The sequence below is a fragment of the Roseibium aggregatum genome (genome assembly GCF_017309185.1).
Taxonomy (GTDB): domain Bacteria; phylum Pseudomonadota; class Alphaproteobacteria; order Rhizobiales; family Stappiaceae; genus Roseibium; species Roseibium aggregatum_B.
The window spans coordinates 1,971,014-1,993,820 of record NZ_JAEKJZ010000001.1; the positions used below are offsets into that span (position 1 = coordinate 1,971,014).

Annotated in this window: 18 protein-coding genes and 1 tRNA gene; 13 read left to right on the forward strand and 6 right to left on the reverse strand. The window is 60.3% G+C overall.

Features of this window, described 5'->3' with window-relative positions; genetic code table 11:
* Nucleotides 1–33 precede the first annotated feature (33 nt).
* Complete coding sequence (locus tag JF539_RS08490; protein ID WP_207139863.1) at nucleotides 34–744, reverse strand: OmpA family protein; 711 nt, start codon at nucleotides 742–744, stop codon at nucleotides 34–36.
* Nucleotides 745–1,162: 418 nt separating this feature from the next.
* Between JF539_RS08490 and JF539_RS08495 the strand changes: the two genes are divergently transcribed.
* The 12 genes from JF539_RS08495 to JF539_RS08550 all read left to right on the forward strand — a co-directional run bounded on the left by JF539_RS08495 (nucleotide 1,163) and on the right by JF539_RS08550 (nucleotide 18,247).
* Entirely contained in the window at nucleotides 1,163–2,953 is a 1,791-nt protein-coding gene (locus JF539_RS08495; protein WP_207139864.1) for a type VI secretion system Vgr family protein, read from the forward strand.
* A 48-nt stretch (nucleotides 2,954–3,001) separates the two neighbouring features.
* Nucleotides 3,002–3,598, forward strand: a complete 597-nt coding sequence (locus JF539_RS08500) for a DUF6931 family protein (protein ID WP_207139865.1) — start codon at nucleotides 3,002–3,004, stop codon at nucleotides 3,596–3,598.
* A gap of 23 nt (nucleotides 3,599–3,621) precedes the next feature.
* Nucleotides 3,622–5,382 carry a type VI secretion system-associated FHA domain protein TagH gene (gene tagH, locus JF539_RS08505; RefSeq protein ID WP_207139866.1) on the forward strand — a complete coding sequence of 587 codons (1,761 nt, stop codon included), beginning with the start codon at nucleotides 3,622–3,624 and terminating at the stop codon, nucleotides 5,380–5,382.
* A 62-nt stretch (nucleotides 5,383–5,444) separates the two neighbouring features.
* A complete protein-coding gene (locus tag JF539_RS08510; protein WP_207139867.1) occupies nucleotides 5,445–5,936 on the forward strand; it encodes a hypothetical protein in 492 nt (163 codons plus the stop codon).
* A 14-nt stretch (nucleotides 5,937–5,950) separates the two neighbouring features.
* A complete protein-coding gene (gene tssK, locus JF539_RS08515) occupies nucleotides 5,951–7,285 on the forward strand; it encodes a type VI secretion system baseplate subunit TssK (RefSeq protein WP_207139868.1) in 1,335 nt (444 codons plus the stop codon).
* Nucleotides 7,286–8,884: a type IVB secretion system protein IcmH/DotU gene (icmH, locus tag JF539_RS08520; protein ID WP_207139869.1), complete on the forward strand. Its 1,599-nt coding sequence runs from the start codon at nucleotides 7,286–7,288 to the stop codon at nucleotides 8,882–8,884.
* A gap of 38 nt (nucleotides 8,885–8,922) precedes the next feature.
* The gene (gene tssM, locus JF539_RS08525) at nucleotides 8,923–12,576 is read left to right on the forward strand and encodes a type VI secretion system membrane subunit TssM (RefSeq protein ID WP_207139870.1); all 3,654 of its coding nucleotides are present in this window, start codon (nucleotides 8,923–8,925) and stop codon (nucleotides 12,574–12,576) included.
* Nucleotides 12,577–12,578: 2 nt separating this feature from the next.
* Nucleotides 12,579–13,274 carry a type VI secretion system-associated protein TagF gene (gene tagF, locus JF539_RS08530; RefSeq protein ID WP_207139871.1) on the forward strand — a complete coding sequence of 232 codons (696 nt, stop codon included), beginning with the start codon at nucleotides 12,579–12,581 and terminating at the stop codon, nucleotides 13,272–13,274.
* A complete protein-coding gene (locus JF539_RS08535) occupies nucleotides 13,271–14,038 on the forward strand; it encodes a PP2C family protein-serine/threonine phosphatase (RefSeq protein ID WP_207139872.1) in 768 nt (255 codons plus the stop codon). Before tagF ends, JF539_RS08535 begins: the two co-directional genes overlap by 4 nt.
* Nucleotides 14,035–15,975, forward strand: coding sequence for a serine/threonine protein kinase (locus JF539_RS08540; protein WP_207139873.1), 1,941 nt, complete (start codon nucleotides 14,035–14,037; stop codon nucleotides 15,973–15,975). The genes JF539_RS08535 and JF539_RS08540 overlap by 4 nt, the downstream gene beginning before the upstream one ends.
* A 38-nt stretch (nucleotides 15,976–16,013) precedes the next feature.
* Nucleotides 16,014–16,436 carry an ExbD/TolR family protein gene (locus tag JF539_RS08545; protein WP_207139874.1) on the forward strand — a complete coding sequence of 141 codons (423 nt, stop codon included), beginning with the start codon at nucleotides 16,014–16,016 and terminating at the stop codon, nucleotides 16,434–16,436.
* Complete coding sequence (locus tag JF539_RS08550) at nucleotides 16,433–18,247, forward strand: hypothetical protein (RefSeq protein WP_207139875.1); 1,815 nt, start codon at nucleotides 16,433–16,435, stop codon at nucleotides 18,245–18,247. The genes JF539_RS08545 and JF539_RS08550 overlap by 4 nt, the downstream gene beginning before the upstream one ends.
* Here the strand turns inward: JF539_RS08550 and JF539_RS08555 are convergent.
* The 3 genes from JF539_RS08555 to JF539_RS08565 all read right to left on the reverse strand — a co-directional run bounded on the left by JF539_RS08555 (nucleotide 18,239) and on the right by JF539_RS08565 (nucleotide 19,844).
* Nucleotides 18,239–18,910: a MotA/TolQ/ExbB proton channel family protein gene (locus JF539_RS08555; RefSeq protein WP_207139876.1), complete on the reverse strand. Its 672-nt coding sequence runs from the start codon at nucleotides 18,908–18,910 to the stop codon at nucleotides 18,239–18,241. The genes JF539_RS08550 and JF539_RS08555 overlap by 9 nt on opposite strands.
* Nucleotides 18,911–18,948: 38 nt before the next feature.
* Nucleotides 18,949–19,206 (reverse strand): hypothetical protein, encoded by a 258-nt coding sequence (locus JF539_RS08560; RefSeq protein ID WP_207139877.1) that lies wholly within the window; start codon nucleotides 19,204–19,206, stop codon nucleotides 18,949–18,951.
* Nucleotides 19,207–19,442: 236 nt separating this feature from the next.
* Nucleotides 19,443–19,844, reverse strand: a complete 402-nt coding sequence (locus tag JF539_RS08565; RefSeq protein WP_207139878.1) for a DUF1036 domain-containing protein — start codon at nucleotides 19,842–19,844, stop codon at nucleotides 19,443–19,445.
* A gap of 275 nt (nucleotides 19,845–20,119) precedes the next feature.
* On the opposite strand from JF539_RS08565, the gene JF539_RS08570 reads away from it, so the two are divergent.
* A complete protein-coding gene (locus JF539_RS08570) occupies nucleotides 20,120–20,539 on the forward strand; it encodes an ExbD/TolR family protein (RefSeq protein WP_207139879.1) in 420 nt (139 codons plus the stop codon).
* Between the two features lie 94 nt (nucleotides 20,540–20,633).
* On the opposite strand, the gene JF539_RS08575 is transcribed toward JF539_RS08570, so the two are convergent.
* Complete coding sequence (locus JF539_RS08575) at nucleotides 20,634–22,157, reverse strand: caspase family protein (RefSeq protein WP_207139880.1); 1,524 nt, start codon at nucleotides 22,155–22,157, stop codon at nucleotides 20,634–20,636.
* Nucleotides 22,158–22,694: 537 nt separating this feature from the next.
* A tRNA-Glu gene (locus JF539_RS08580) sits at nucleotides 22,695–22,770 on the reverse strand.
* Nucleotides 22,771–22,807 lie beyond the last annotated feature (37 nt).

Genomic DNA, 22,807 nt, shown 5'->3' on the forward strand with positions numbered 1-22,807 from the left:
GCGAAGAGCCGGTCGCTCCGGTGCCCAGGCTCCTTATTCTATGATCAGCTTGCTCTCGACGCGGCGGTTGGCCGGATCGTTGACATTGTCGGCAACCTTGGGCCGGGACTTGCCGTATCCAACCGTCTTCAGGCGGTTTCTCCCGACGCCGAGCGTAACGAGATATTCGGTAACCGCCTGGGCCCTGTCTTCGGAGAGGCGCTGGTTGTAGGGGGCGGAGCCGATGCCGTCGGTATGTCCCTCGATCAGGAACGTGGCCTGCGAGAGTTCGGGATCGGCGATGCCCTTGGCGAATTCGCGCAAATTCGCCTTGGCCGTGGAACTCAGTCGGGCGGACGCATATTCAAACGAAACAAGAAGGTTGAAACCCTTGTCGATCGCATGAGTGTCCGGGTCGACGACAAGTGTCTCCCCGGTCTGCGCCGAAGCGGCCTGCGTGGTGTCGCCGTCCTGGGTAACCGCGACCTGACCGCCTTCGCCTGCCGCTGCGTCAGGATTGCATTCGTCCCGCGTTCCAATGCAAAGGGCGCGAGTCGTGCCGGTCGGTTTCAGCGAACGTGTCTTGAGTTGCTTGAAGTGGCGGGTCACTTCGTCGGCGGAATAGGTCGGGTCCTGAGCAGCCGCGGAATCATATCCGGCGGAAAATCCGCCGAGTACGGCCGTCACTGCAAGCGCCAACACCATGCGGACCGATCTGCCGCGGCTGGATTTGGTCCGGTGTTCCGGGTTCTTGAGAAAGGTCACGATTTCAATCCTCTTTCGTAGGGTTGCGAAAGCGATGTTGCTTTGGGCTTCGAAATGCATCGTGCCATTGTCGTGGAAATTTGAGTGTGGCGAACGTCACTAAAAAACGATTTGCTCCGAGTATGTCGCTTTGCAGAGAATAAGCAAGTCCCTATGCGGCGTCTACTAAGCTGGTTAATGAATCCGGCCTTGCGAATTGTAGGCTGGCCAAAAAAATGCCTGCGGCCGCAGACAAAGCTTGGAAACTATAGCCATCGGCATTTATCGTAACTGCACCTACTGTGTTACGGAGCACATAATTTTCGTCTGAAACACTTTAGAACCTGAAACGCGGCAATTAACCGCCGTAGATGACTGGCATCTCAATATTTTCGAGGAGTAATTCGTGGCCCTAGGACAAATCAGGCAAACTGACCGGATGGCCGAGCTCAAATCGGTTTTTGGGACAGATGTGCTCTCCCTTGTGACGATCGATTGCGACGAGGGACTGAGCGAGAACTTCGAGATCAGTCTGGAGGTTGTCAGTCAGAGTGAGGATCTGGATTTCGACCGGGCCATCGCGACGCACATGACGGTCAAGGTTCGCACCAACAACGGCGATACGCGCTATTTCGATGGCCTTTTGACCGACGCAAGATGGTTGGGTCACCGGGATGCCTATTATGTCTATAAATTGACGTTGCGCCCCTGGTTCTGGCTGCTGACGAAGAACTCCAATTGCCGGATTTTCAAAGACATGTCGGCTCCCGACATTATTTCCCAGGTGCTTGGCGAGCATGATTTCAACGATCATGTAAAAAACCTCACCGAAAGCTACGACCCGATCCACTATTGTGTTCAGTATCGGGAATCGGATTTCGATTTCTGCTGCCGCCTGATGGAGGAGTTCGGGATCTCTTATTATTTCGAGCACAGTGACGGCAAGCACACCCTGGTCCTCGCGGACGCGAAGTCGTCCTACAATTCGATCCAGGGAGATTCCAACGTTCCCTATATCGCGCTCGGAGGCGACAGCCAGCGGCAGGAGGAGCATCTCTACCACTGGATTCCCGGTCGAAAGTTCCGTACCGGCAAGTTCGCCATGAACGACTACGATTTCGAAAAACCCAGTGCCTCGCTCGAATCGGAACGAGATGCGGGCTCCGCCTACCGTGCCGGATCCCTGGAGAGATACGACTATCCGGGCCGCTACACGGAAACCAACAAGGGAACGACGTTCAGCAAGATCAGGCTGGAAGCGGAGCAGGCCGCCGACAAGCGGATCGAGGCCGCGGGCGAGGTGCCGCGTCTGTACGCGGGCGGCCTGTTCACGCTCAGCGACCATCCCCACGGGCCGCAGAACCGGGAATACCTGGTGGTGCGTGCGAGCCATCATATCATCACGGAAAGCTACCGCTCAGGGGTCCAGGAACAGGGCGAAGCCTATACCGGGACCTATGACGTCCTGTCCTCAGACATACCCTTCAGAACGCCCGCCTTGACCCGCAAGCCCCAGATCCCCGGCCCGCAGACGGCCAAGGTCGTCGGTCAGGGGGAAATCGATGTGGACGAATACGGGCAGATCCTGGTCGAATTCCATTGGGACCGCGACAAGACCCAGTCGCGGCGTGTTCGCGTGGCGCAGGTCTGGTCCGGCAAGAATTGGGGCGGCATATACATCCCGCGTGTCGGACAGGAGGTGATCGTTCAGTTCCTGGAGGGCGACCCGGACCAGCCGATCATTGTCGGAACCGTCTATAATGCCGAAAACATGCCGCCTTATTCGCTGCCCGGCGAAAAGAACAAGGCCGGCATCAAGTCCGATTCGACAACCGGTGGCGGCGGCTACAACGAATTCGTTCTCGACGATTCGAAAGGCCAGGAACAGATCGGCATTCACGCCCAAAAGGACATGGATACCGTCATCGAAAACAACGAAAGCCTCCACGTCAAGAATTGCCGTGACACGAAAATCGATGTCAACCGCACCGAAAAAGTCGGCCAGAACGTGACAGAGGATATCGGCATGATGTGGAAGGTGAAGGCCGGGATGATGATCGAGTTCAAGTGCGGCGCGAGCAAGATCGTCATGACGCCGTCGTCGATCGACATCAAGTCTCCGATGATCAACATCAAGGCTAGCGGTATGCTGACCGAGTCGGCTCCGGTGACACAGGTGACCGGCAGCGGGCTGCTGACGCTGAAAGGTGGACTGGTCATGATCAACTGATTTTGCCGCCGAAACCAGTTTATGCATTAAGATCAGGGAATGAAGCCGATGGCATCACGAATCCGCTTTACCAGGGCAAAACAGGTGTTCGAGACGTTTCCGGACCTTGTGGAAACCGTCGCGGAACCGGAAACCGATATTGCGCCCGCGGAATACTCGAAGGCGCTGCTGGGTAGTGACGATCCTCAAAACGCGCTGACTTACTTCGCGCACGTTTTGCCGAAACGCGAGGCCGTCTGGTGGGGAATTCAGTGCGTTTCCGGCCTGGTGGAGAATCTGAGCGAAGCCGACAAGAAGATTCTTGCGCTGAGTGAAACCTGGGTCAGGGAAGGCGACGAGGAAGCCCGAACGGCGGTTCATGACGCCGCGCAGGAGGGTAAGATGGATACGGCCTCGGCCTGGGTCGGATTGGCCGCCGGCTGGAGTGGAGGGTCACTGTCACCCAACCCGGACTACCGTGTCGACACACCGGACGATCTGACGGCGAAAGCCTTGAATGCGGGTCTTCAGATCGCGATCGGCTCCCTGGGACCGAATGACCGCGACGAGGCGTTGAAATCTTGTCTCGCTGCCGGTTTATCCTTTGCCGAGGGTGGTACCATGCCGGTCGTAACTGTTAAAAGCCGGACGCAGGCTCTGACCTGAAGCCGTCCGAAGGAAATGTGGGCATGCGGATAACGCTTCAAATCGAAAATGTCGATCGGCTCGAAACCGGCGGTCAGGTCTCCTACAGCTGCGCCGACCGCGGGTTCGATATCGGCCGTCACGAGCACCTTGACTGGAGCCTGCCGGATCCGCAGCGGGTCATTTCCGGAAAACACTGCGAAGTCCGCTTCGAAGGCGGACAGTTCATTCTTTACGACACTTCCACAAACGGCACATTCGTCAACGGCAGCCCCAACCGCATGGACAAGCCGCATCCTCTGCGCGCAGGGGACCGCGTCATGATCGGCGACTACATTATTTCGGTTGCGCTGGATGCGGCGGACAGTTCGTCGGCCTCCTTCGGGCAACCTTCGGCGGCTATGGCACCGGCAACGTCTCAGGGGCAGCCCTGGGACGTACCTCAACCGGCCTCTTCACAACCGGCCGGACCGGCCTGGCCTGAGACGCCTTCATCCCCCCGGCAGGAATCCTATCCGATGCCGGAGCAGGGCGGGCCATGGGCTACTCCGTCGCCTGGCATGGAGGGACGGCACGCGCCCCCGTCATCTGCCCCCGGCATCGGAACGCCGGCGGATGACGTCTGGAGCCGCCAGGGGCACGGTTGGGGAAGTGCGGACCCGTCGCTTTACGATCCCAACGCACAGGTTTCGGAGCGGGAAGCCGCGAGGCCCGCTCAGGCGGATCCCCTCGATCATCTGGCCGCTCAGCCGGACCTGCAGCAACCGGCTCCGTTTCCCAACAGTCCGGACCCGGTTCAGCCGGATGTGAGCCAGGTGTCGCCTTTCCCGCCATTCGGAGAAACGCCGGACGGACCCACTGACGGCCAGCCGCTGTTCGGCATGCCGGACTTCGGGGCGCAAGACGCCGCTGAAGCGCCTACGGGTCCGGCAAGCGAACCGGAGCCAGAAGCGAACGAACAGCTTGCCACGCCGTTTCCCGAGGCACCGGCGTGGACGGCTCCGGAGACTGATGAGCCGGAAGCCGCGCCGGACCCTCAGCCTGCGGAGCCGCCAGTCGAGGCGCCGCCACCTCCGCCACCGCCACCGCAAGCTGCACCGGCGGAACCGACGTCGGCCTTGCCTTCCGGGGAACCGGCTGACCAGCCCGTTGAAACCGGCAACGTACCGCTCGCGCAGAACTCCGGGAGCACGCAGGTCGTGGCCGGGAATGCGGATTTCGTCAAGGCGTTCGCCGAAGGAGCGGGTATTCCGGCAAGTGTCCTGGAGGGCAGGGATCCGGAGGAGCTTGCCCGCGAACTCGGGACGATCCTTCAAGACATTACCGGCGATCTCATGGGTCTTTTGCAGGCGCGCAGTCAGGTCAAGGCGATGACGCGCAACGCAAACCGCACCTTGATCGGCCGCAGCGGCAACAATGCGCTGAAGTTCTCCCCGACACCGCAGATGGCGCTTCAGACAATGCTGTCGCAAAACGCGGTCGAAAACGGCTACCTGCCGATCGACAAGGCGTTGAAAGCGGCGTTCAAGGATATCCAGAAACACCATGTCTGGACCTATGCGGCCATGCAGAAAGCCGCGGCGCGTTTCGACCAGACTTTGTCTCCGGCAGCAATCGAAGGCGAAGGAAAGGTGCAAAAAGGTACATTCAGCAATCCCAAGGGAAAGCTGTGGGAGCGAATTCAGGATCGCTGGACATCCCTTTCCGGGGCCTATGACGACGGTATCGTCGGGGTGTTCACGCAGTATTTCACGGAATGTTACGAGGAATTGAGCAGCGAAGATCCCGAGCTGCCGTCCCAATAGTTTGTTTGAAGCGTTTTCAGGTTTTGAGCGCCGGAATGTGCCGGCGAAACTGAGGAAGTGAGATGAAGGTCTCGGCTGGAAGCAGGAACGCGGATGTGACGGCAGCTTGCTGGAGCGGGTGGGCACACGCGCTTTCACAGTCAAGTTGCCCGCAGGGCCTGGAGCCGGGCGGAATCGCCGGCGGCGCTTCGACGTTCCGGGTGTCGAAAGTGAATGTTGCATTTTCCTGGGTCTGGAAAAGCGTATGTGATTGGATGAGAACCAAGACGGCGGGAGGCTTTGTGCTGCCGGAGCCTGGAGACTTCGTCATGCATGTCGTCGGTCAAACGGCAGATGAAACAGACATCGCGCTCTGCATCGGCAGAGAAGGCAACAGGGTCCTTATTCGTTATCAGATCTGGCAAGAACCGGGTCCGTGGCATGAGAGTTGGGTAACGATCGTCGGTCCCAGCGGTGGCTGCGGTATCTGGAAAACGGAGCGGCTGACACTTGTGGGCGAAGCGCTCAAAGCTGAGCGGAAGAGATTGTTTCCGGAAATTCGTGAAAATACTTAAGGAGCCTTTCCTTTATGTCGTGGTATAGCAAGGTAGCATGGACCGAGGGGCTGTTTTTGCGGCCGCATCATCTGCAGCAAAGCGACCGCTACGCGGAGCATTTGGTGGATGAGCGGGTCCGGCTTGCTTCTCCCTACCCATGGGGATTCTCCGACGTTGAGATCGACCAGGATGTCGGTCAGCAATGCCGTTTCGCCCTGCGCTATGGCCGTGGCGTGTTCCCGGACGGGACCGTGTTCAACTTTCCCGCGGACGGAACCCCGCCGCCGGCAATCGATGTTCCGGAGGACGCCGCCGGGCAGATTGTCTGGCTCGGTGTTCCGGAAACAACGGTCAACGCGGTCGAAGTGGCAAACGGACGGGAAGACGCCGCGACCCGTTACCTTCAGGGCCGCGAAACGATCATCGATTCCACCTCCGCAATTCGCCAGGAGGAAGAAATCGATGTCGCGCATCCGCGTCTCATGTATTCGATCCGCTCAACGCCACATCCCGGCCAGGTCTGCCTACCGGTGGCGCGGATCACGGAGGTCAAGGACCGGATTGTCATCACCGACGGCAGTTTCGCGCCGCCGGTTCTGGCATGCCATGTCCACCCGGTGGTGACCGGCTGGATCGATTCCGTGATTGGCTGGGTCGAACGGAAACTCAGCGAACTGGCGCGCTACGCCGCCGACACATCGGCCGGCGGAGGGCTGCAGAATTTCGACTACCTGACGCTGCAGATGCTCAACCGGACCCATCCGCTGCTGATGCATTTGCGGAAATCCGCTTACGTGCATCCCGAGCGGCTCTATTCGGAATTTCTGCAACTGGCCGGTGAACTGGCAACCTTCGCGACGGAGGAGCGCCGCGCGCGCAATTACCCGGTCTACGACCATGACAAGCTCCACGATGTTTTCAAACCCTTGCTGGCGGACATCCAGGCCTTCCTGTCTGCCGGATATGACCGCCGAGCGATCCGTCTGCCTCTGGAACAGCTTGCCGCGAATGCCTTCAAGTCGACCATCGTCGACCGGAATCTGTTCTCGCAGGCAAGCTTTGTGATCGAGGTGGCCGCCCGCCGGCCGCTGACGGAAATCCAGAACGAATTTCCCCGCCTCTTCAAGGTCGGGCCGTTCAGCCAGATGCGCCAGATCGTCTATTCCAACCTGCCGGGTATCCCGTTGATTCACATGCCCGTGCCGCCGGCGCAGATCCGCGCGCTTACCGACCGTGTCTATTTCCGGCTCGACAAGACGACGCCGCTCTGGCGCGAGTTCAGTCAGGATTCGGCGATCGGTCTGCAGTTTTCCGGAAACTGGCCGGATCTGCAGCTTGAGTTCTACGCCATCCGGGAGGGACGCTAAATGTCGGACAGCGACGACCCGTTCGGCGTCTCCAAGCGGAAGGGCAAGACCATCGTCCGTCCCAATCCGGGCGGGCGCTGGAGCGAAACACAGCCATCCGGTGCGCCTCAGCCGCCGCAACAACCGGCAGCCCCGGCGTCGCCGCCTCAGGCGTCTCCGGGCCAGAGTCCGTCGCCTGGCCGTCCGGCCGACCCCTGGCAGGGCGGCGGAGCTGCCGGCCCGGATCCCTATGCGCCGACGCCGGCCGGATACGAATACGGGCAGCAGCAGGCTCCCGACATTCACAGGCCGCCGGAAGCCGGTCAACCTCCGCCACAGCAGCATGGCGGCATGGCACCGGGTCCTGGTGGGCCACAGGGAGCCGGAGAGCTCGCGCACACGCCGGACATCAACCAGATTCGCGTCGCCAACCGGAATCCGATTTCGCGCGCGGCAGCCCCGCTGCTGCTGCTTCTCGGACGCTTGCATCTGACGATGACGGACGCGCAGTTCGATGCCTTGATGCGCGATGTTTACAACGCCATCAAGACGTTCGAACAGGATTTGCGCAGCGCCGGTATCGCGGACGACCAGATCCGCTCGGCGGCCTACGCGCTTTGTGCCACCTCGGACGATATCGTCCAGAACCTGCCGTCCGCCGGCCGTCACCAGTGGACCCAGTACTCCATGCTGACGCAGTTTTTTGGTCAGGCCACCGGCGGCGTGGAATTCTATCAGCTTCTGGAAAAGGCCAAGCAGGATCCCGGACGGAATTACGGCGTTCTCGAGGTCATGCATTCCTGCCTGTCTCTCGGGTTTTACGGCAAGTACCGTGCCATCCAGGGCGGTCAGCAGGGGCTGGAGCGCGAGCGCCGCGATCTGCACGAGATTCTGAGACGCGTCCGGCCGCGGCCGGGCGACGACCTGTCGCCGCATTGGCGCGGGCTGGACCTGTTGCAGAAACGAACCGGCTTTTCCGTGCCGATCTGGTCGGTTGCCGCAGTGGCGGGAGCGTTGCTTCTCGGCGGTTACGTTACCTTGATGCTGCTCTTGTCCAACGGCAGCGAGGTTATTGCGAGCCGCGCGGCATCTCTTTATCCGACCGGTCCGGTCGAACTGGCACGGGAAGGCTACCAGCCAAAACCGCCGCCGGCTCCGGAACCGCCGGAAGACGCTCCCATCGACTCTCTTTCGGAACAGCTTGCAGGTCTCGAAGGTCTGGAAATATCCCAGGAGGGACCGGCGATCATGCTGCGCATGCGCGCGCAGTTTGACGTTGCCGCGGCCACGCTGAGACCGGAGTTTCAGCTTCTCGTGGAACAGGTCAGCCAGACGCTCGACACGGTCGACGGGGAAATCCTGGTCGTCGGCCACACCGACAGCGATCCGATCCGCAACAATCCGCGGTTTCCGACCAACTGGCACTTGTCGGTGGAGCGCGCGAAGTCGGTTGCGGAGGTTATGAAGGGCATCCTCGAAGACAGCGACCGCGTCCAGGTTGAAGGACGCGGGGCGGATGAGCCGATTGCGCCCAACACCAGCCGCGAAGGCAAGGCGCTGAACCGCCGCGTCGAGGTTTTCCTGAAACCGAGATCGCAGGGTCTGGTGATCGACAACTGATTTTTTAGCCGGGGCTACCGCAGAACAAGGCAATATCGATGAAATTCTGGCTCGGAATTACGGCAATCTTTTTAGGCATTTTTGCCCTTATTGCATTGATTTGGTTTGGCGGACCATTCCTCGCCATCGCAGGGGTGCGGCCGTTCGAACCCTTGTGGGTGCGCCTGTCACTCGCGCTTTTCCTTCTTCTGACGATAGGCGGCTGGACCGCTTACAGGATCTACAAGCGGATCGCCGCCAACCGGGCGCTGGAACGGGAAATCCTTCAGACCAAGGCAAGTGACGAAGATCTGCAGATACTTTCGGAGCGCATGAAGGATGCTCTGAAGACGCTGAAAACGGCGAGTGGCAGTGCGCGGACCTATCTCTACGATCTGCCCTGGTATCTGATGATCGGTCCTCCGGGTGCCGGCAAAACGACCGCCCTGATGCACTCCGGCCTGAAATTCGCAAACTCGCGCGGGAAAGGCGAAGCACAGAAACTCGAGGGTCTTGGCGGCACTCGCTACTGCGACTGGTGGTTTGCTGAAAACGCGGTTCTGATCGATACGGCGGGCCGCTACACCACCCAGGATTCCGACGAGGAGCACGATCGCGAAGCCTGGCTCGGTTTTCTGGGTATATTGCGCAAGGCCCGCCCGCGCCAGCCGATCAACGGTGTGATGGTGTCCATCAGCCTGGAAGATCTGATGACGCTATCGGAGGACGAACTGAAACAGCACACGGATGCGATCCGGGCGCGGCTGATCGAACTCTACAAGACACTGAAAGTCGATTTCCCGGTTTATGTCATCTTTACCAAGGCGGACACGGTCGCCGGGTTCATGGAGTTTTTCGGCTCCTATCCGGAAAGTCGGCGGAGTCTTGTGTGGGGCGCGACCTTCCAGACCCGTGAGAAAAACAAGAACATGGTCGCCGAGACCCCGGCCGAGTTCGATCTCCTGATTGAGCGGCTCAACGAGGAGATGGCTGACCGGCTTCAGGAGGAACCTGATCCGCGCGCGCGCCTGATGCTCTATGGGTTTCCGACCCAGGTCGCCGCACTGAAAGACCGGCTGACCGGTTTTTTGAACGCGATATTTGAACCGAGCCGTTACTATCCGAATGCAGTGTTGCGCGGCTTTTATTTCACCTCCGGCACGCAGACCGGAACCGCGATCGACCGGGTGATCGGCTCCATGAGTCAGGCCTTCGGAACCGCCTATCAGGCGGCGGCGCTTTCAGGGCAGGGCAAGAGCTACTTTCTCAAGGACCTACTGACCAAAGTGATCATCGGCGAGGCCGGCTGGGTCACCCACAACCGCCAGGCCGTGCGATTGGCGACGGCGGGCCGTATTGCGGCCTATGCTGCTGTCGTCCTCGTTACATTGGGCCTCGGCAGTCTTTGGGCCGTGAGCTATTTCAACAACCGCGCGCTGATCGATGAGACCGCCAAGGCGATTGCCTCCGTCAGGGCTGAAGGCGAGGGGGTTCTAAGCGAACGCGTCGTGCGCGACGACAGTCTGCGCGATTCGGCCTACATATTGTCGTTGCTGCGCAAACTTCCCGTCGGCTACGACAGCCGAAACGATCCGACGCCTTTGACGGAACAATTCGGCCTGAGCCAGCGGGAGCGCCTCGAATCGGCGGGCGTAACCTCCTACCGCAGTGGTTTGGAACGTCTCTTGCGGCCGCGTCTCCTGCTGCGCATCGAGGAGCAGATGACCGATGTTCTCGACAATCGGACCGGTCCGGGTGGCGATGACATCGACAAACTCTACAATCTGATGAAGCTCTATCGAATGGTGGCCGGCGACGCGCCCGAGATCGATAAGGATCAGATCGTCAATTCGTTCCGTGCGGATTTTCTGCTCAGCTTTCCCGGACCACAGGGAGAGGTGCTCCGCAACGAACTCAACAACCACGTTGCCGCAATGCTCGATCTCGATTTCGGCGGCAATGTTCTTACCGATCAGCTGGACGGCGTTCTGGTCGCCGAAGTGCAAAGGGAACTGGCGCGCGTCAGCCTTGCGGAACGTGGCTACGCTCTCCTGAAGTCGAGGTCCAAGGGGCTCGCCAGCGAAGACTGGATCGCCGAGCAACGGGGCGGCCCGGACATGGAGACCGTCTTCGAGACGGAAAACGGCGACACGCTGGATACGGTGGTGGTCGACAAGTTCTACACCTATCCAGGATTTCACCTGTCGGTTCTGCCGAACCTTGCGGGGATCCGGCAGGAACTGGAACGCGACAAGTGGGTGTTCGGCGACATCGGCGAGGCCAATGCCTTCGCGGATCAGTATCAGTCGTTGCCCGGTGAGGTTCTCGAGCTTTACACCAAGGACTTCATCGCGGCCTGGGAGTCGGCGCTCGCGAATCTGAAGTTCAAGTCCATGAGCAGCGACAAACCGCTGTACACGACCCTGCAGGCGGTTTCGGCGCCGACGTCGCCGATCGTCCAGCTGCTTGAAAGCATCCGCGGGGAAACGCTGCTGACCCAGGACCTGTCGACCGAAGGGGTCGCGGACGCCGCCACGGCCGGAAATGTTGAACAGGCGGGCAAGAAAGCCGGTCAGAGGATTTTCCAGCAATATGTTCTGGACGCGAGCGGCGGTCTGAAGCGCATCGGTCTTCAGGCCGGCCTGGACGCGCTGGCTCCGGGCGGATTGTCCCAGGCTGTCGACGCGGCGACCGGCAACAGTGGCCCCGCGATCATTCCGGGCAAGTCCATTGAAGACCACTTCCGGCCTTATCACGTGCTGGTGGAGGGCGAAAACAGCCGCAAGATCGACGCCCTGCTGCTGAACTTCAAGAACATCCTCGACAATTTGCTCGTGGTCGCCAACAACCCGCTGCAGAGCGAGACGGCGAATTCCAACGTCCAGATCCAGGCCTCGCTTCTGCGCAGCAACGCAACCCGGTTTCCATCACCCTTTGACAAGCTGATCCTGCAGGCCGCCAAGGAGTTTGATGAGGAGTTCAAGGAAACCTCGATCACCCAGCTCAATGAAAAGCTGAAGTCACAGGTCACCGGCGCATGCCAGAAGATCGTTGCCCGGAACTTCCCGTTCACCAACGGCCGGTCGGAAGTGCCGATGACCGAATTCGCGAAATTGTTTTCACCATCCGGCATCATGCAGCGGTTTTTCGACGACAATCTGAAGCCGCTTGTCGATACCTCGTCGCGTCCCTGGAACTGGAAACCGGAAGTCACCCAGGCCGATCGCCTGTCCAACGCCACGTTGCGCCAGTTCGAGCGGGCTGACCTGATCAAGCAGGCTTTCTTCCCGACGGGCAACGCGTTTCCGTCGGTCGGGCTTCAGGTTGTGCCCCGAGCCCTGTCTCAGCAAGCGGATTCCGCCAGCCTGGAAGTGAACGGAAACCTGGTTCTCGTTACACGCGGCCCCGGGTTCAATGCGGAGATACAACCGCTGCCGGCGAGCTTCGACTGGCCAAGCAACACAGCCACGCCGCGCGTCGTTCTGGTGATCCAGCCAGAGGTTCCCGGCTACCGGTCACGTCAGGAGATCCACGGGGACTGGGCATTCTACAGGTTCGTCAAGTCCAACAGGGTCAGTTCCGGTCAAAACAAATTTGTGATCCGGGAGACCCTGGGCGGTCGACAGGTTGCATTCACCGTGACACTGCGCTCCAAGCCGAATCCATTCTTCCTGTCCGCGGTCGGCGACTTCAGTTGCCCGACGAGTTTCTAGGAATGGGAGGAGGGCGACCCGGTGCGGGTTATTTCGGCAAATTGCCGGACAGAGCCGATTTTGTCGTCTCGGCCTGCCCGCCGGGTTTCCTGAAACTGTGGGAGCTCTTTGTCACGAAGGGGCTCATCCAGTCCCGCGAGGATCTGGGGGATGCCTGGGAGGAGGCCTACATGACCATGCCTGTCTGGCGGTTTCGTCTGACGCCGGTGGAAACAGGTGGGGCTCTGGCCGACCCGGTCGTGGGAGCTCTCATGCCGAGTGTGGACAAGGTCGGGCGAAAGTTTCCGCTGACGATTGTCGCTGCGGCCAATTCCGGCGTTGCGCCCGATGGCCGAGGTGCCGAGGGCTGGTTCGCGGAGGCGGAAAGCGCGCTTTTGAGCGTCCTGGCGGAGGATGCCGGTCTTGCCGAGTTTCAAGACGCGGTGGCCGGGCTTGGCGCGCCCTGTATCAATGAAATTGAATTGCCTCCGGGGGACATGCGCGAGCTTGCGGCCGACGCGGAGGCGGCCCCGGCGGCTCTGACGGAGTTCTGGTGCGAGGGGGGACCGCGCCGATATGCATTCCGGTGCCGGGGAGTGCCGCGAGCGGAGGCGTTCCGCTGGCTGTTGCTGCCGGAGACCTTCGGCTCGGAGGAAAGCCGGACCAGCGTGGCAGGGTCAACTGAGGGGCGACTTGATCCGGAGAACGATCGGATATGACGGGGACAATACAGGAAGCAATGCGCGGATTTGCGGTCGGGCTCACTCACGTCGGGTGCGTTCGGGAGGAAAATCAGGACGCTTATTTCATCGATGAAGCCAAGGGCGTGTTCGCCGTCATGGATGGAGCCGGCGGGCTCAACGGAGGCGCGATGGCGTCTGACCTGGTGAAAAAGGCGCTTTGCACCATTTCTTCGCCAAGGAGCGCGGTGGATTTGCTTGAGCAGTTCGAAACGCGTGTGGTCGCGGCGAAGGACAGGATCGAGACCGCTGCGAAGACGGTCAATGACGGACCGATGGGCACGACCATTGCCGCGTTGCTGACCTACGGAGCGAATTTCGCCTGCCTGTGGGCCGGCGACAGCCGGGTCTACCGCTACCGGAACCGGCAGCTCGAGCAACTGACGACGGATCACACGGAAGTCCAGGAACTGGTGGACCGGAACGTCCTGTCGAAGGAAGAGGCAAAGACTTTTGCCCGTCGCCATGTCATCACCCGGGCGATCGGCTCGGGCCTCGAACTCGCACTTGACGTCGTTTCGGGCAACCTGCAGCGGGGAGACAGGTTTCTGCTTTGCTCCGACGGGTTGACCGGACATCTTGACGACGCGGTCATTCAGAGCTTTTTAGCCAATGCCGCACCGAACGCGTCCGCGCAAGGTCTCGTGAAAGGTGCTTTGGATGGTGGCGGTTCGGACAATGTGACCGTGGTCATCGTCGACATCGACAGCGCCGCATCGGGTGAAGGAGTGACCCGCATATGAACTCAGCCGACCATCATCTGCCGAGAGGAACGCGGCTCAACAATCTTTACGAGATTGAGGAGCACATCGCCGATGGCGGAATCGGCACCGTATACCGGGCACGAGATGTTGAGAGCGGCGATCCGGTGGCCATCAAGGTGCTGCTGGCGAGCTTTGCCAAGGATGCGATGATCCTCGATCTGTTCAAGCGCGAGGCCAAGATCCTGCGAACCTTCAAGCACGATGCGCTGACGCAGTATTTCGTGTTCGCCAAGGAACCGACGCTCGGAATTTATTATCTCGCCATGGAATTCGTCAGCGGCCCGTCGCTCAGCCAGCGGCTTGAGTCCGGCCCATTGGAGCCGGAGGCCGTCTATCGTCTTCTCAAAAGACTGGCGGATGCGCTTCAGGCGGTCCATCAGAGCGACGTGATCCACCGGGACCTGTCCCCGGACAACATCATTCTGCAGAACGCCGACGTCGGTCAGGCCAAGATCATCGACTTCGGCATTTCCAAGGCGAACAAATCGAGCGGCCCGACGATCATCGGGGACGGCTTCGCCGGCAAGATAAACTACGTTTCGCCTGAACAGGTCGGCATTTTCGACGGTAAGGTCACGGCGCGCAGTGACATCTACTCGCTTGGTCTCGTCATCGCCGAAGCCCTGACCGGCAAGCAGATCGACATGGGGGGGACGCAGGCCCAGATCGTCGAAAAACGCCGGCACATGCCTCCGCTGGAAGGGATCGACAACCGGTTCCGGCCTCTCCTTGAAACCATGCTGCAGCCGGATCCGGCCAACAGGCCTGCGAGCATGGCCGAGATTGCCGAATGGACCCTGGGAGCGCCAATGAACCGGCGCATGGCGGCAGAAGCAACCGTTATCAGGCCGTCCGCGCCCGCTCCGGAACAAACGGCGCTGGATCTGCCGTCGCAACCGGTGCGCTGGGGACGTCGTATTCTGGTGGCCTTGTCTCTTCTCGGTTTTGCGGGCCTTGGAGCAGGGGGCGTTTATTTCGTTGTCGGCCAGCAGGTCCCAGAGCAGGATCAAAAACCCGTTCTGGTTGTTCCGCCGCAGGAGAATGCTCCGACGGCACCGGTGCTTCCGGCGACGCAAACTCCCGAAGTGGAAGAGCCGCCTGTTGAGGACACCGAACCCGCCACCGTTCCCGTAATACCGGTCCCGGAGAAAACAGATACTCTCGATCAGGCCGGCAGCGACGGACAAGATGGCGGGACGGTTGAGGACGGCCAGGATCCGCAACAGGACGAATTCAATCTGGTGAATACCGATGGGCCCGCCGAAGATACGCCCGTTGAGGAAAAGCCGGAAGTCCTGAAGCCTGAAGACCGTGTCCGGAACTATGTCACCAGTTATCAGGCCGGCGAGTGCATGTATCTTCAGCCCGTTCAGATCGCCAGCAGGTCGGCTGAAATCGAGGGTTTCGCCTCCCGAACGCCGCCCTTTATCGCTTTCGACAGCGACTTCACCAAATCACAGGGCTTCGAAGCCAAGATCCAGGTCAATCTCGTCAGCGACGCTCAATGTCCTGCGGTCGCTTTTTTACGGGCCACACCTCAAGGCAGCAGCAAGACCGGACTGACGTTGGACATGCAGCGCACGGTCGTGCCCAATGGGGACAATATGGCCGGACGCATTTCCGGCTTTGACCGAAAAACCGGTGAACTCGGCCTGCTCTTTGTGGACAGCAAGGGGGGCGTCGCAAATCTGACGCCCTATCTGAGGTCGGATGACGGAGGAGCCGGATTTGTGGTTCCGCTGAATCTCAAGACCGCGACGGAGGAAACCGGGCTGATCATTGCGTTGGTGGGGCCGGACATCGGAGCGGTCCTTGCCAGCCGGAAGGAGAAGCAGGCGAGACCGTTTTTTGAGAACCTCATGAGGGACGTTCCCGTCGTGCGAGCCACGGCGACAACCGTCAAGGTCGAGCCGTGAGGGCCGGATAACCTGATTTCAAAACCCGGGAAGCGGTCATGAAGCGTTACACCAAGCCGATCCATCTGCCGAAGACGATGCCGCAACGCTCCGACAACAGCGCGCTGGCATTGATCAATGTTGCGTTTCTTCTGCTTCTGTTTCTGCTCGTCGCCGGAACGCTCAGGCCACCTCTGCCTGAGGACTTTGCCTGGGCTGAAACCAGCACCGGAAGCGGCCAGGGCGACATTCAAAATGGCCTTGTGCTGACGAAGACCGGCGATCTCTGGTTTGAGGGCCGGCTGTTGTCGGTGGAAGAAACCGAAGACCTCTTGAAGGCGATTGCCGCAAACGCCGAGCGTGTCTCCGTGCAGGTGGACAAACGGGCGGAGATGGCCGCTGTCGCCGGTCTGGCGGACCGTTTACGAGGGCACGGGGTAAAAGAACTGTCACTCGTAACCATCGAAGCGGACGGCCCGTGACCGCGGTCCCGTACAATCTGGACAGTCAGTGGGACGTTCCCGCCTATATCTGGCCGGCTGTGCTTGGATGTTCGGTCGCACTTCACCTGGCTGTTCTTGTATATGGTTTGCCGGCTTTTCCCTGGAGTTCCGAGAAACCGGTCGATCCGGTCAAGACGGAAGTCATTCTCGAAGAGGGCGGCCCGGTCTTCGAGGCAGCCACCGCTGTCGAGATCGAGACGGTTGAAGCGGCGGTGCCGCAAACGGCGGAAACGGATCCATCTGTCATACCGGCCAAGCCTCTCGTGCCGCAGGCGGATGCGATCGAGGCGACTGCGGTAAGCAGTCAGAGCGTTCAGGTGGCCACGGTCGCTGCTGAGCGTCCAGAAACCGTGGTTGCCGGTCAGGTTCAGTCCCAGCAGGCACCGCAAGCTGCACTCTCGCCCGTCCAGGAGATTTCGCCTGTTTTGCCGGAGGCTGGCTTGCAGACCTCTCCGGAGCCGGAAACGGCCGCAGCGGCTGTGCCGTTGGCCACGGTTGTGCCCGATGTGAAAACGCCGGCCAGCGTCGCTCCGGCGACCGTCACGGGCGACGAGGATATTGGCCCCGCAGTCGTTTTGCAGGCACAAGAGGCCGCGCCGATTTCCTCCGTCGCAGCGCCGTCGGCCGCTGTGGAACCGGTCGCGCCTCTTTCTGGCGTCTCGGCTGTGGAAGCCGTTGCGCCGGTCAACACGCCTACCGCCGTGGTAGTCGCCCCGGCAGCGGGACAGCCGGTCGTTCAAAGCAATCAGGACGTTGCTCCGGTCCTGGCACAGGAAAACGCCACCGTCGTTGCTTCAAGCGGAACCGAACCGGAAACGGCGAACGCGATATCGCCACCTCCGGTCTCCGACGCGCAAGTCGATCCCGGTGTGTCGGCCACCGTCACGCCTTCTTCAGGCAGCGGCCAGGTCGGGACACCGGATGCGGTGGCCATCGTCACACAAACGAGTACCCCCGCGGTCCAACCGGTTGACGCGGTCAAGCAAGAGCTTGCCGCGGTTCAGCCGAGCGACATCGATACGTCTACCGTTTCCCCAAACCGGCCAGAAACGACACCCGTCCCGGTGTTCGCGCCACCTGCCGATGCGGCGCCGGGCGTGCCTCCCGAGGAAGTTGCCAGCATCGACCCTCTGGCGAAGGTTACGTCTTATGTCGCGGGTTATGATCCGGGTGCCTGTGCCCATCTGACGGTGACAGATGCCGGTGCGGAGAGCGCGTCGGTTGCCGCGTATGGCGCCGGAATTGAAGCCTTTATCGATTTTGACAGAAAATTCGCTGCCGACCAGGGCTTTGAAGCCAATGTTGCCGTCACTTTGATAACGCGCCCGCAATGCGCGTTGCTTGAGGCGCTTGGCCTGTCCAACGGCATCGAAGCCGCGGGTCTTGTCGATCTCGACCGGACGGTTGTGAAAAGCGGAAGTGCTGTGACCGGGATCGTTCAACGGGATTTGCCGCTCGACCGGATCGCCGAGGCGCAACAGTCCGGCATGCCCTTGAACGGCAGGGGTCCTCCGGAGCTCTACGTGATCGACGATGCCGGTCAAATACATGACGGCCGCGGCTTTATCCTTCCCGCCTCAAACGCCGTGACCGCTGGAGGCTGGCGATTTGCGGTGCCGGTAACGCTCCAATCCCGGGCAAAGAGCGAAACCGCCCTTGTGCTTGCCGTCTGGAACCGGCCGAGCCGGAATCAGCCCGCGCGATTCGGAACGCTGCCTGCAAACCGTATCGCGTCTGTTCTGGCGGAGCCGGGTGTCTTTTCGCTTTCTTCCTTCAAGGTTTCACGGTGATGCAGGCTGTGTCACGGCGCCTGCGGTAAAGACACCGGTAAGCGAGATCTCCAGTGCCGCCCGTTCCTTTTCCAGCCGCGTTTCGAACCAGGTGACCGCCACCGACACGGGAATTGCGACCGCAAGGCCGCAAGCGGTCGTCAGCAGAGCCACCCAGATACCGCCGGCCAGAGCACCCGGGTTCGCCGAAGCGCCGGATTCCTGTAGCGTCTGAAAGGTCTCGATCATACCGAGCACGGTTCCGAGGAGACCCAGGAGCGGTGCGATCTGGGTAACCAGATCCAGGGCCTTCAACCAACTGGCCAGAGCAAACAGGCGGTCGGCCGCTCTTGCGGAAATTTCTTCCCTGAGCCGTTCTTCCCGAATGTCGCGTTCCTGGGAGGACAGGGTCTGCTTGTCGAGCATCTGGATCGCGTCCATCGCGCTGCGCACCAGTCCGGCGGACAGGGAACGGTCTTTCAGAAGCATTTGGGCGGCCTTTGTCCGGTCGCCGGAACGCCAAAGGGACACGGCCTGGCGCACAAGAACATGCCGGCCGACCCGGGCGTTCGAAAACTGAAAAACCTTGGCAAGAATGACGGCGAGCGCCGCGATGGACACGCCAAGCAGAACCAGAACGACCGGTCCGCCGAGTTCAAGCAGGGAGGTGGATGTTTCAATCATACGGTCGGCATTCCCTTACCGAAGACTGTGAGGGGCGGTCAGTCGCCGAACTGAATGGGTGTCTTGTTGCTCAGCACCAGAAGGTCCGGGCAGTAAACATCCTGGATGCTCTCCGGAACACAATTGCGAACATCGTTGATATGCAGCCGGGAGATGCCGTCGCAAGCCTTGCCGGCGAGATCGAATTGAAGGACCTTGGTTTTTCCAGCGGAGATCCGCGAAAACTCGAGGCGCAGGAACTGGTCAACGAGACCGTCCTTGTTGAACGCGACCATTTCCAGTCCAAGCTGACTCATGGGTCTTTCCAGGCCATTCGTCGCAATGATCGACAACCTGCAACCGCCGTCCTGCGTGGGTTGAACATGATTGAGTTCCAGTGCGATTTTACCGGTGAGGTCCTGAGCCTGCGTGGCGGAAGCCATAGCGGAACAAACCAGGGCGGATAGTAAAATTCTTGCTGAAAAACGCATCAATTCCCCCAAAACAGCTTTTCGGCACAGAGCCGGATTTCAATCACCCGGCCATACCCAGGTCAGTCATATGACAGAAGAACCGTCCAGTCTTCCGCCCCTTCGGTTTCGATCTGAAAAAAATCAGCTTCGATCAATCCTCTTTGCCAGCATTGGTCGCCATCGTACAAGACGAATTTTTCTTCCCGTATGCAAAGGGTGATGTCCCCGCCCAGACGGCTTTCGCTAAAACCATCAGCGACATGCAGATAGTATTTTGTCTGTCGCAAGGGTTCTTGAAGCACCTGGCTGCAGGCGTTGGCCGTGATCGTCCACCAGCCTTCGGTTCTCAGGCCGTCTTCCGTCTCGTAGCCGATCGCGATGTTCACCAGATCGACAGACCCGTTGCAAACCCTGAGACCCGCCTCGGCCGTGTTTGCAAGAGCGACGGCGCAGAGGAACACGGCAAGACGGGCTGCCGCCATCGGTTTGCCAAGCGCCGGACCCCAGCAACAGGAGAATTTTTTCAGAGCGTTCATCGCCAAGCCAAATCAAACGAATCCAGACCGAGGGCCCTTGGTGTAAGCCCATGTCAGGTTAAAGCTTTTTCAGATCGAATTGAACCGTTCGAACTGAGAAACTCCCTCGGCCGAGATTGCATTTCCTCACCCGGCCGTAGATTGAGATTGCGGTTTCGGACAATCTTCACGAAACTGCGGCTTGTTGAACGCAGCTGCCGACTGAACGAGGTTCGCACCGCATGACGATGATACCGGCCCCGGTCGGCAAGCGCAGGCGTCTCCCGCTGACGCCGCTGATCGACGTGATTTTCATCCTGATCATGTTTTTTCTGCTGTCGTCTTCCTTCGGCGTCTGGCGGCCGCTGGACATTTTGCTCGGGCGACAGGCTTCCGGGCCGGTGGTCTCGGAGGAGCTGAAAAAGCCCTCCGTGTTCATATCGATCCGGAACAGGCCCGGTCTTGAACAACCGGTCATCAACGTGAATGGTGTTGACCTGGCGTTCGAACGGCTCTCGCAGGAGCTCGACAGACTTGCCGGACTGGGGGCGGAAACGGCGGTGCTCGTTCCCTCGGGCCAAACGGATTTCCAGCTTGTCGTGCGCATTCTGGATGAGGCCAGAGCGTCCCGGATCAAAAGGGTGAGCTTGCAGTTGAGGTGAGAGTTTCGACCTCTTTGTCGAAACCAGGATGCTCCGCAAGAAAATGGCCCGGACTGTGCCGGGCCATCTTCGTCTTGTTTCGCAGATGAGTGGTTCAGCGACCGATCGCACCACCGATGATGCCGCCGACAACGCCGCCGATAAAGGCCGCCCCGGCCGGATTGACGCCACCGCCGCCTGACTTGCGCTGTGTGTTCGTGGCCCTGTTGCTGGAGCTTCTGGTCGCGCTGCGCGATGCTGCCGCCGCCTGCTGCTTGCGGCTCAGCTCAGCCATGTAAGCCGTGTATTGAACCTGTGTCTGGGTCGTCAGCAGGGCGAACTGGGCCGCGGTGAAATAGCCTGTCGGCGTAATGCCGTTCGCCATTTGCCAGGCCGTCACGCCGGAGCGGGTTTTGGGGCCGAAAGCGCCATCGGGCCTGCCGACACTCTGGCCGGAAAGGTTCAAGCGTGTCTGGACTTCCCGGCGCTTGGTGCGGTTCCAGCCGAGGGCGGCTTCGGTCTCCGGAGTGCCGGGCACCGCTTTCTGAGGATCAGGCAGGCCAGGCGCTGCAGCGCCGGCTGCAACCGACGGATCGACCGAGGCGACCTGGGAACCACCGCTCAGCCGCTTGACGGCGTTGCGCGCAAAATTTGCAAACGTGCCGTTTGGATAAGCTTCCAGATAGGCCTCGTAGTCTGCGACGGTGTCGCTGGACTTTGCGGTTTCCCAAATCAGCTTTTCCCGCTCCCAGTCGATCGTCGACTTGGTTGCCGCGCTGACGGCCGCGGAGGCTGCCGGGGCCTGGGCCGGGGCTGTCGAGGTTGCCGTGTTGCCGAGCGAGGCGACCTGAGGGCCGGCCGGTTGCGCCTGCTTGTTCAGGAACACTTCGCCGATCAGCGAGGCGTTGACCCAGGGCCGCTGGCGTTTTTCCGTCTGGTCGTAAACATCGCCGGTCACGCGCGTCATAACGGTCTGAATCGACACGTTCGGAGTATCGATGTGGCGGATGAGAGCCGTGGTGAAGGGCGAGTTATCTCCCGTGCCGTCCAGGGCGACATCGCCAGGGCTTGTCGCAAACGCGATCACGGAGCCTTCGCCACCGGTTTCCTGCGGTTTGATTTCAGCAAGACCGGCACCGAGGCTGCCGGACCGGCTCGGGCCCATGCGCCTGGCGAGTGTCCGCGCCAGCGGATTGTCGCGGCACGCGTCCAGGAAGACCATCTGCACCTTCACGTCTTTCGACATCTGGCGGAGAATGAAGTCGACCGAAATGGTTTCGAAGTCGAGGGAGGTTTCGTCCTCGATTTTCGCATCGATCGGAACGAGGAGGTTCTGACCGGCAACCTGCATGCCGTGGCCGGCATAGAACAACAGGGCGATTTCCGCACCGTAGGCCTTTTTGGCGAAGTCCAGAACCGAGCGGCGCATGTCGTTGTAGGTCTGGTCCTGTCCTGCGACCACCTCAAATCCCAGGCTGCGCAGCTTGGTCGCCATTGTTTGTGCGTCATTGGCCGGATTGGGAAGAGCTACCGTGTGCTCGTAAGCACCGTTGCCGATAACCAAGGCAACACGTTTTGCAAATGCCGGGGCAGTCCACACCGTTAGAATTGCCAGCACGGCGATCACGCGTTTGAACATTTCCTGTCCTCTCGTAAATCTTTGTCGCCTGTCGGATTAACCGATCTTGATTGTGAGGACTGCGTCCTCCGAAAAGAGCAATATGACGAACGTCACTTGCATTCTGTAATAGGGGTCACAAGTCTGCGAATTGCCGTTTCCCGTGCCCTTTTAATTCATTTTGTGTCCGCAACCCGAGTTGGGGATCAAGATACAAATTTCATTCCGTTCCAATATACCTTTTTCGTTACCGTTACGCCACGTACGCCCGCGCGAATTTATGACACATTCTAACCTTGGGGTAACCATGACGTTTCTGGCGGGCGCTCCCATGTCGGCGCTCCACGAAAAACCTTCGTCGCATCGCAAACCTGGGTGTAGCCGATGCAGACACCTGGGAGAAGGGCATGCCTCCTGGACGCGGGACACCGCCACGAACATCGGATCGGCCAACGCTCGCTTTGGAAACAAACCGATCAGGGACGAGGCCGGACGAAAACGATGAAGGCACCGTTGCGTCGGAAGACGCCGGCGATCAGAGCATGTGAAGTGTGAGATTGGCACGCCCAACGGGACTCGAACCCGTGTTTCCGCCGTGAAAGGGCGGCGTCCTAGACCGCTAGACGATGGGCGCGCGGACGACGCGGCTGCGTCGTGGGGAGGCTTATAGG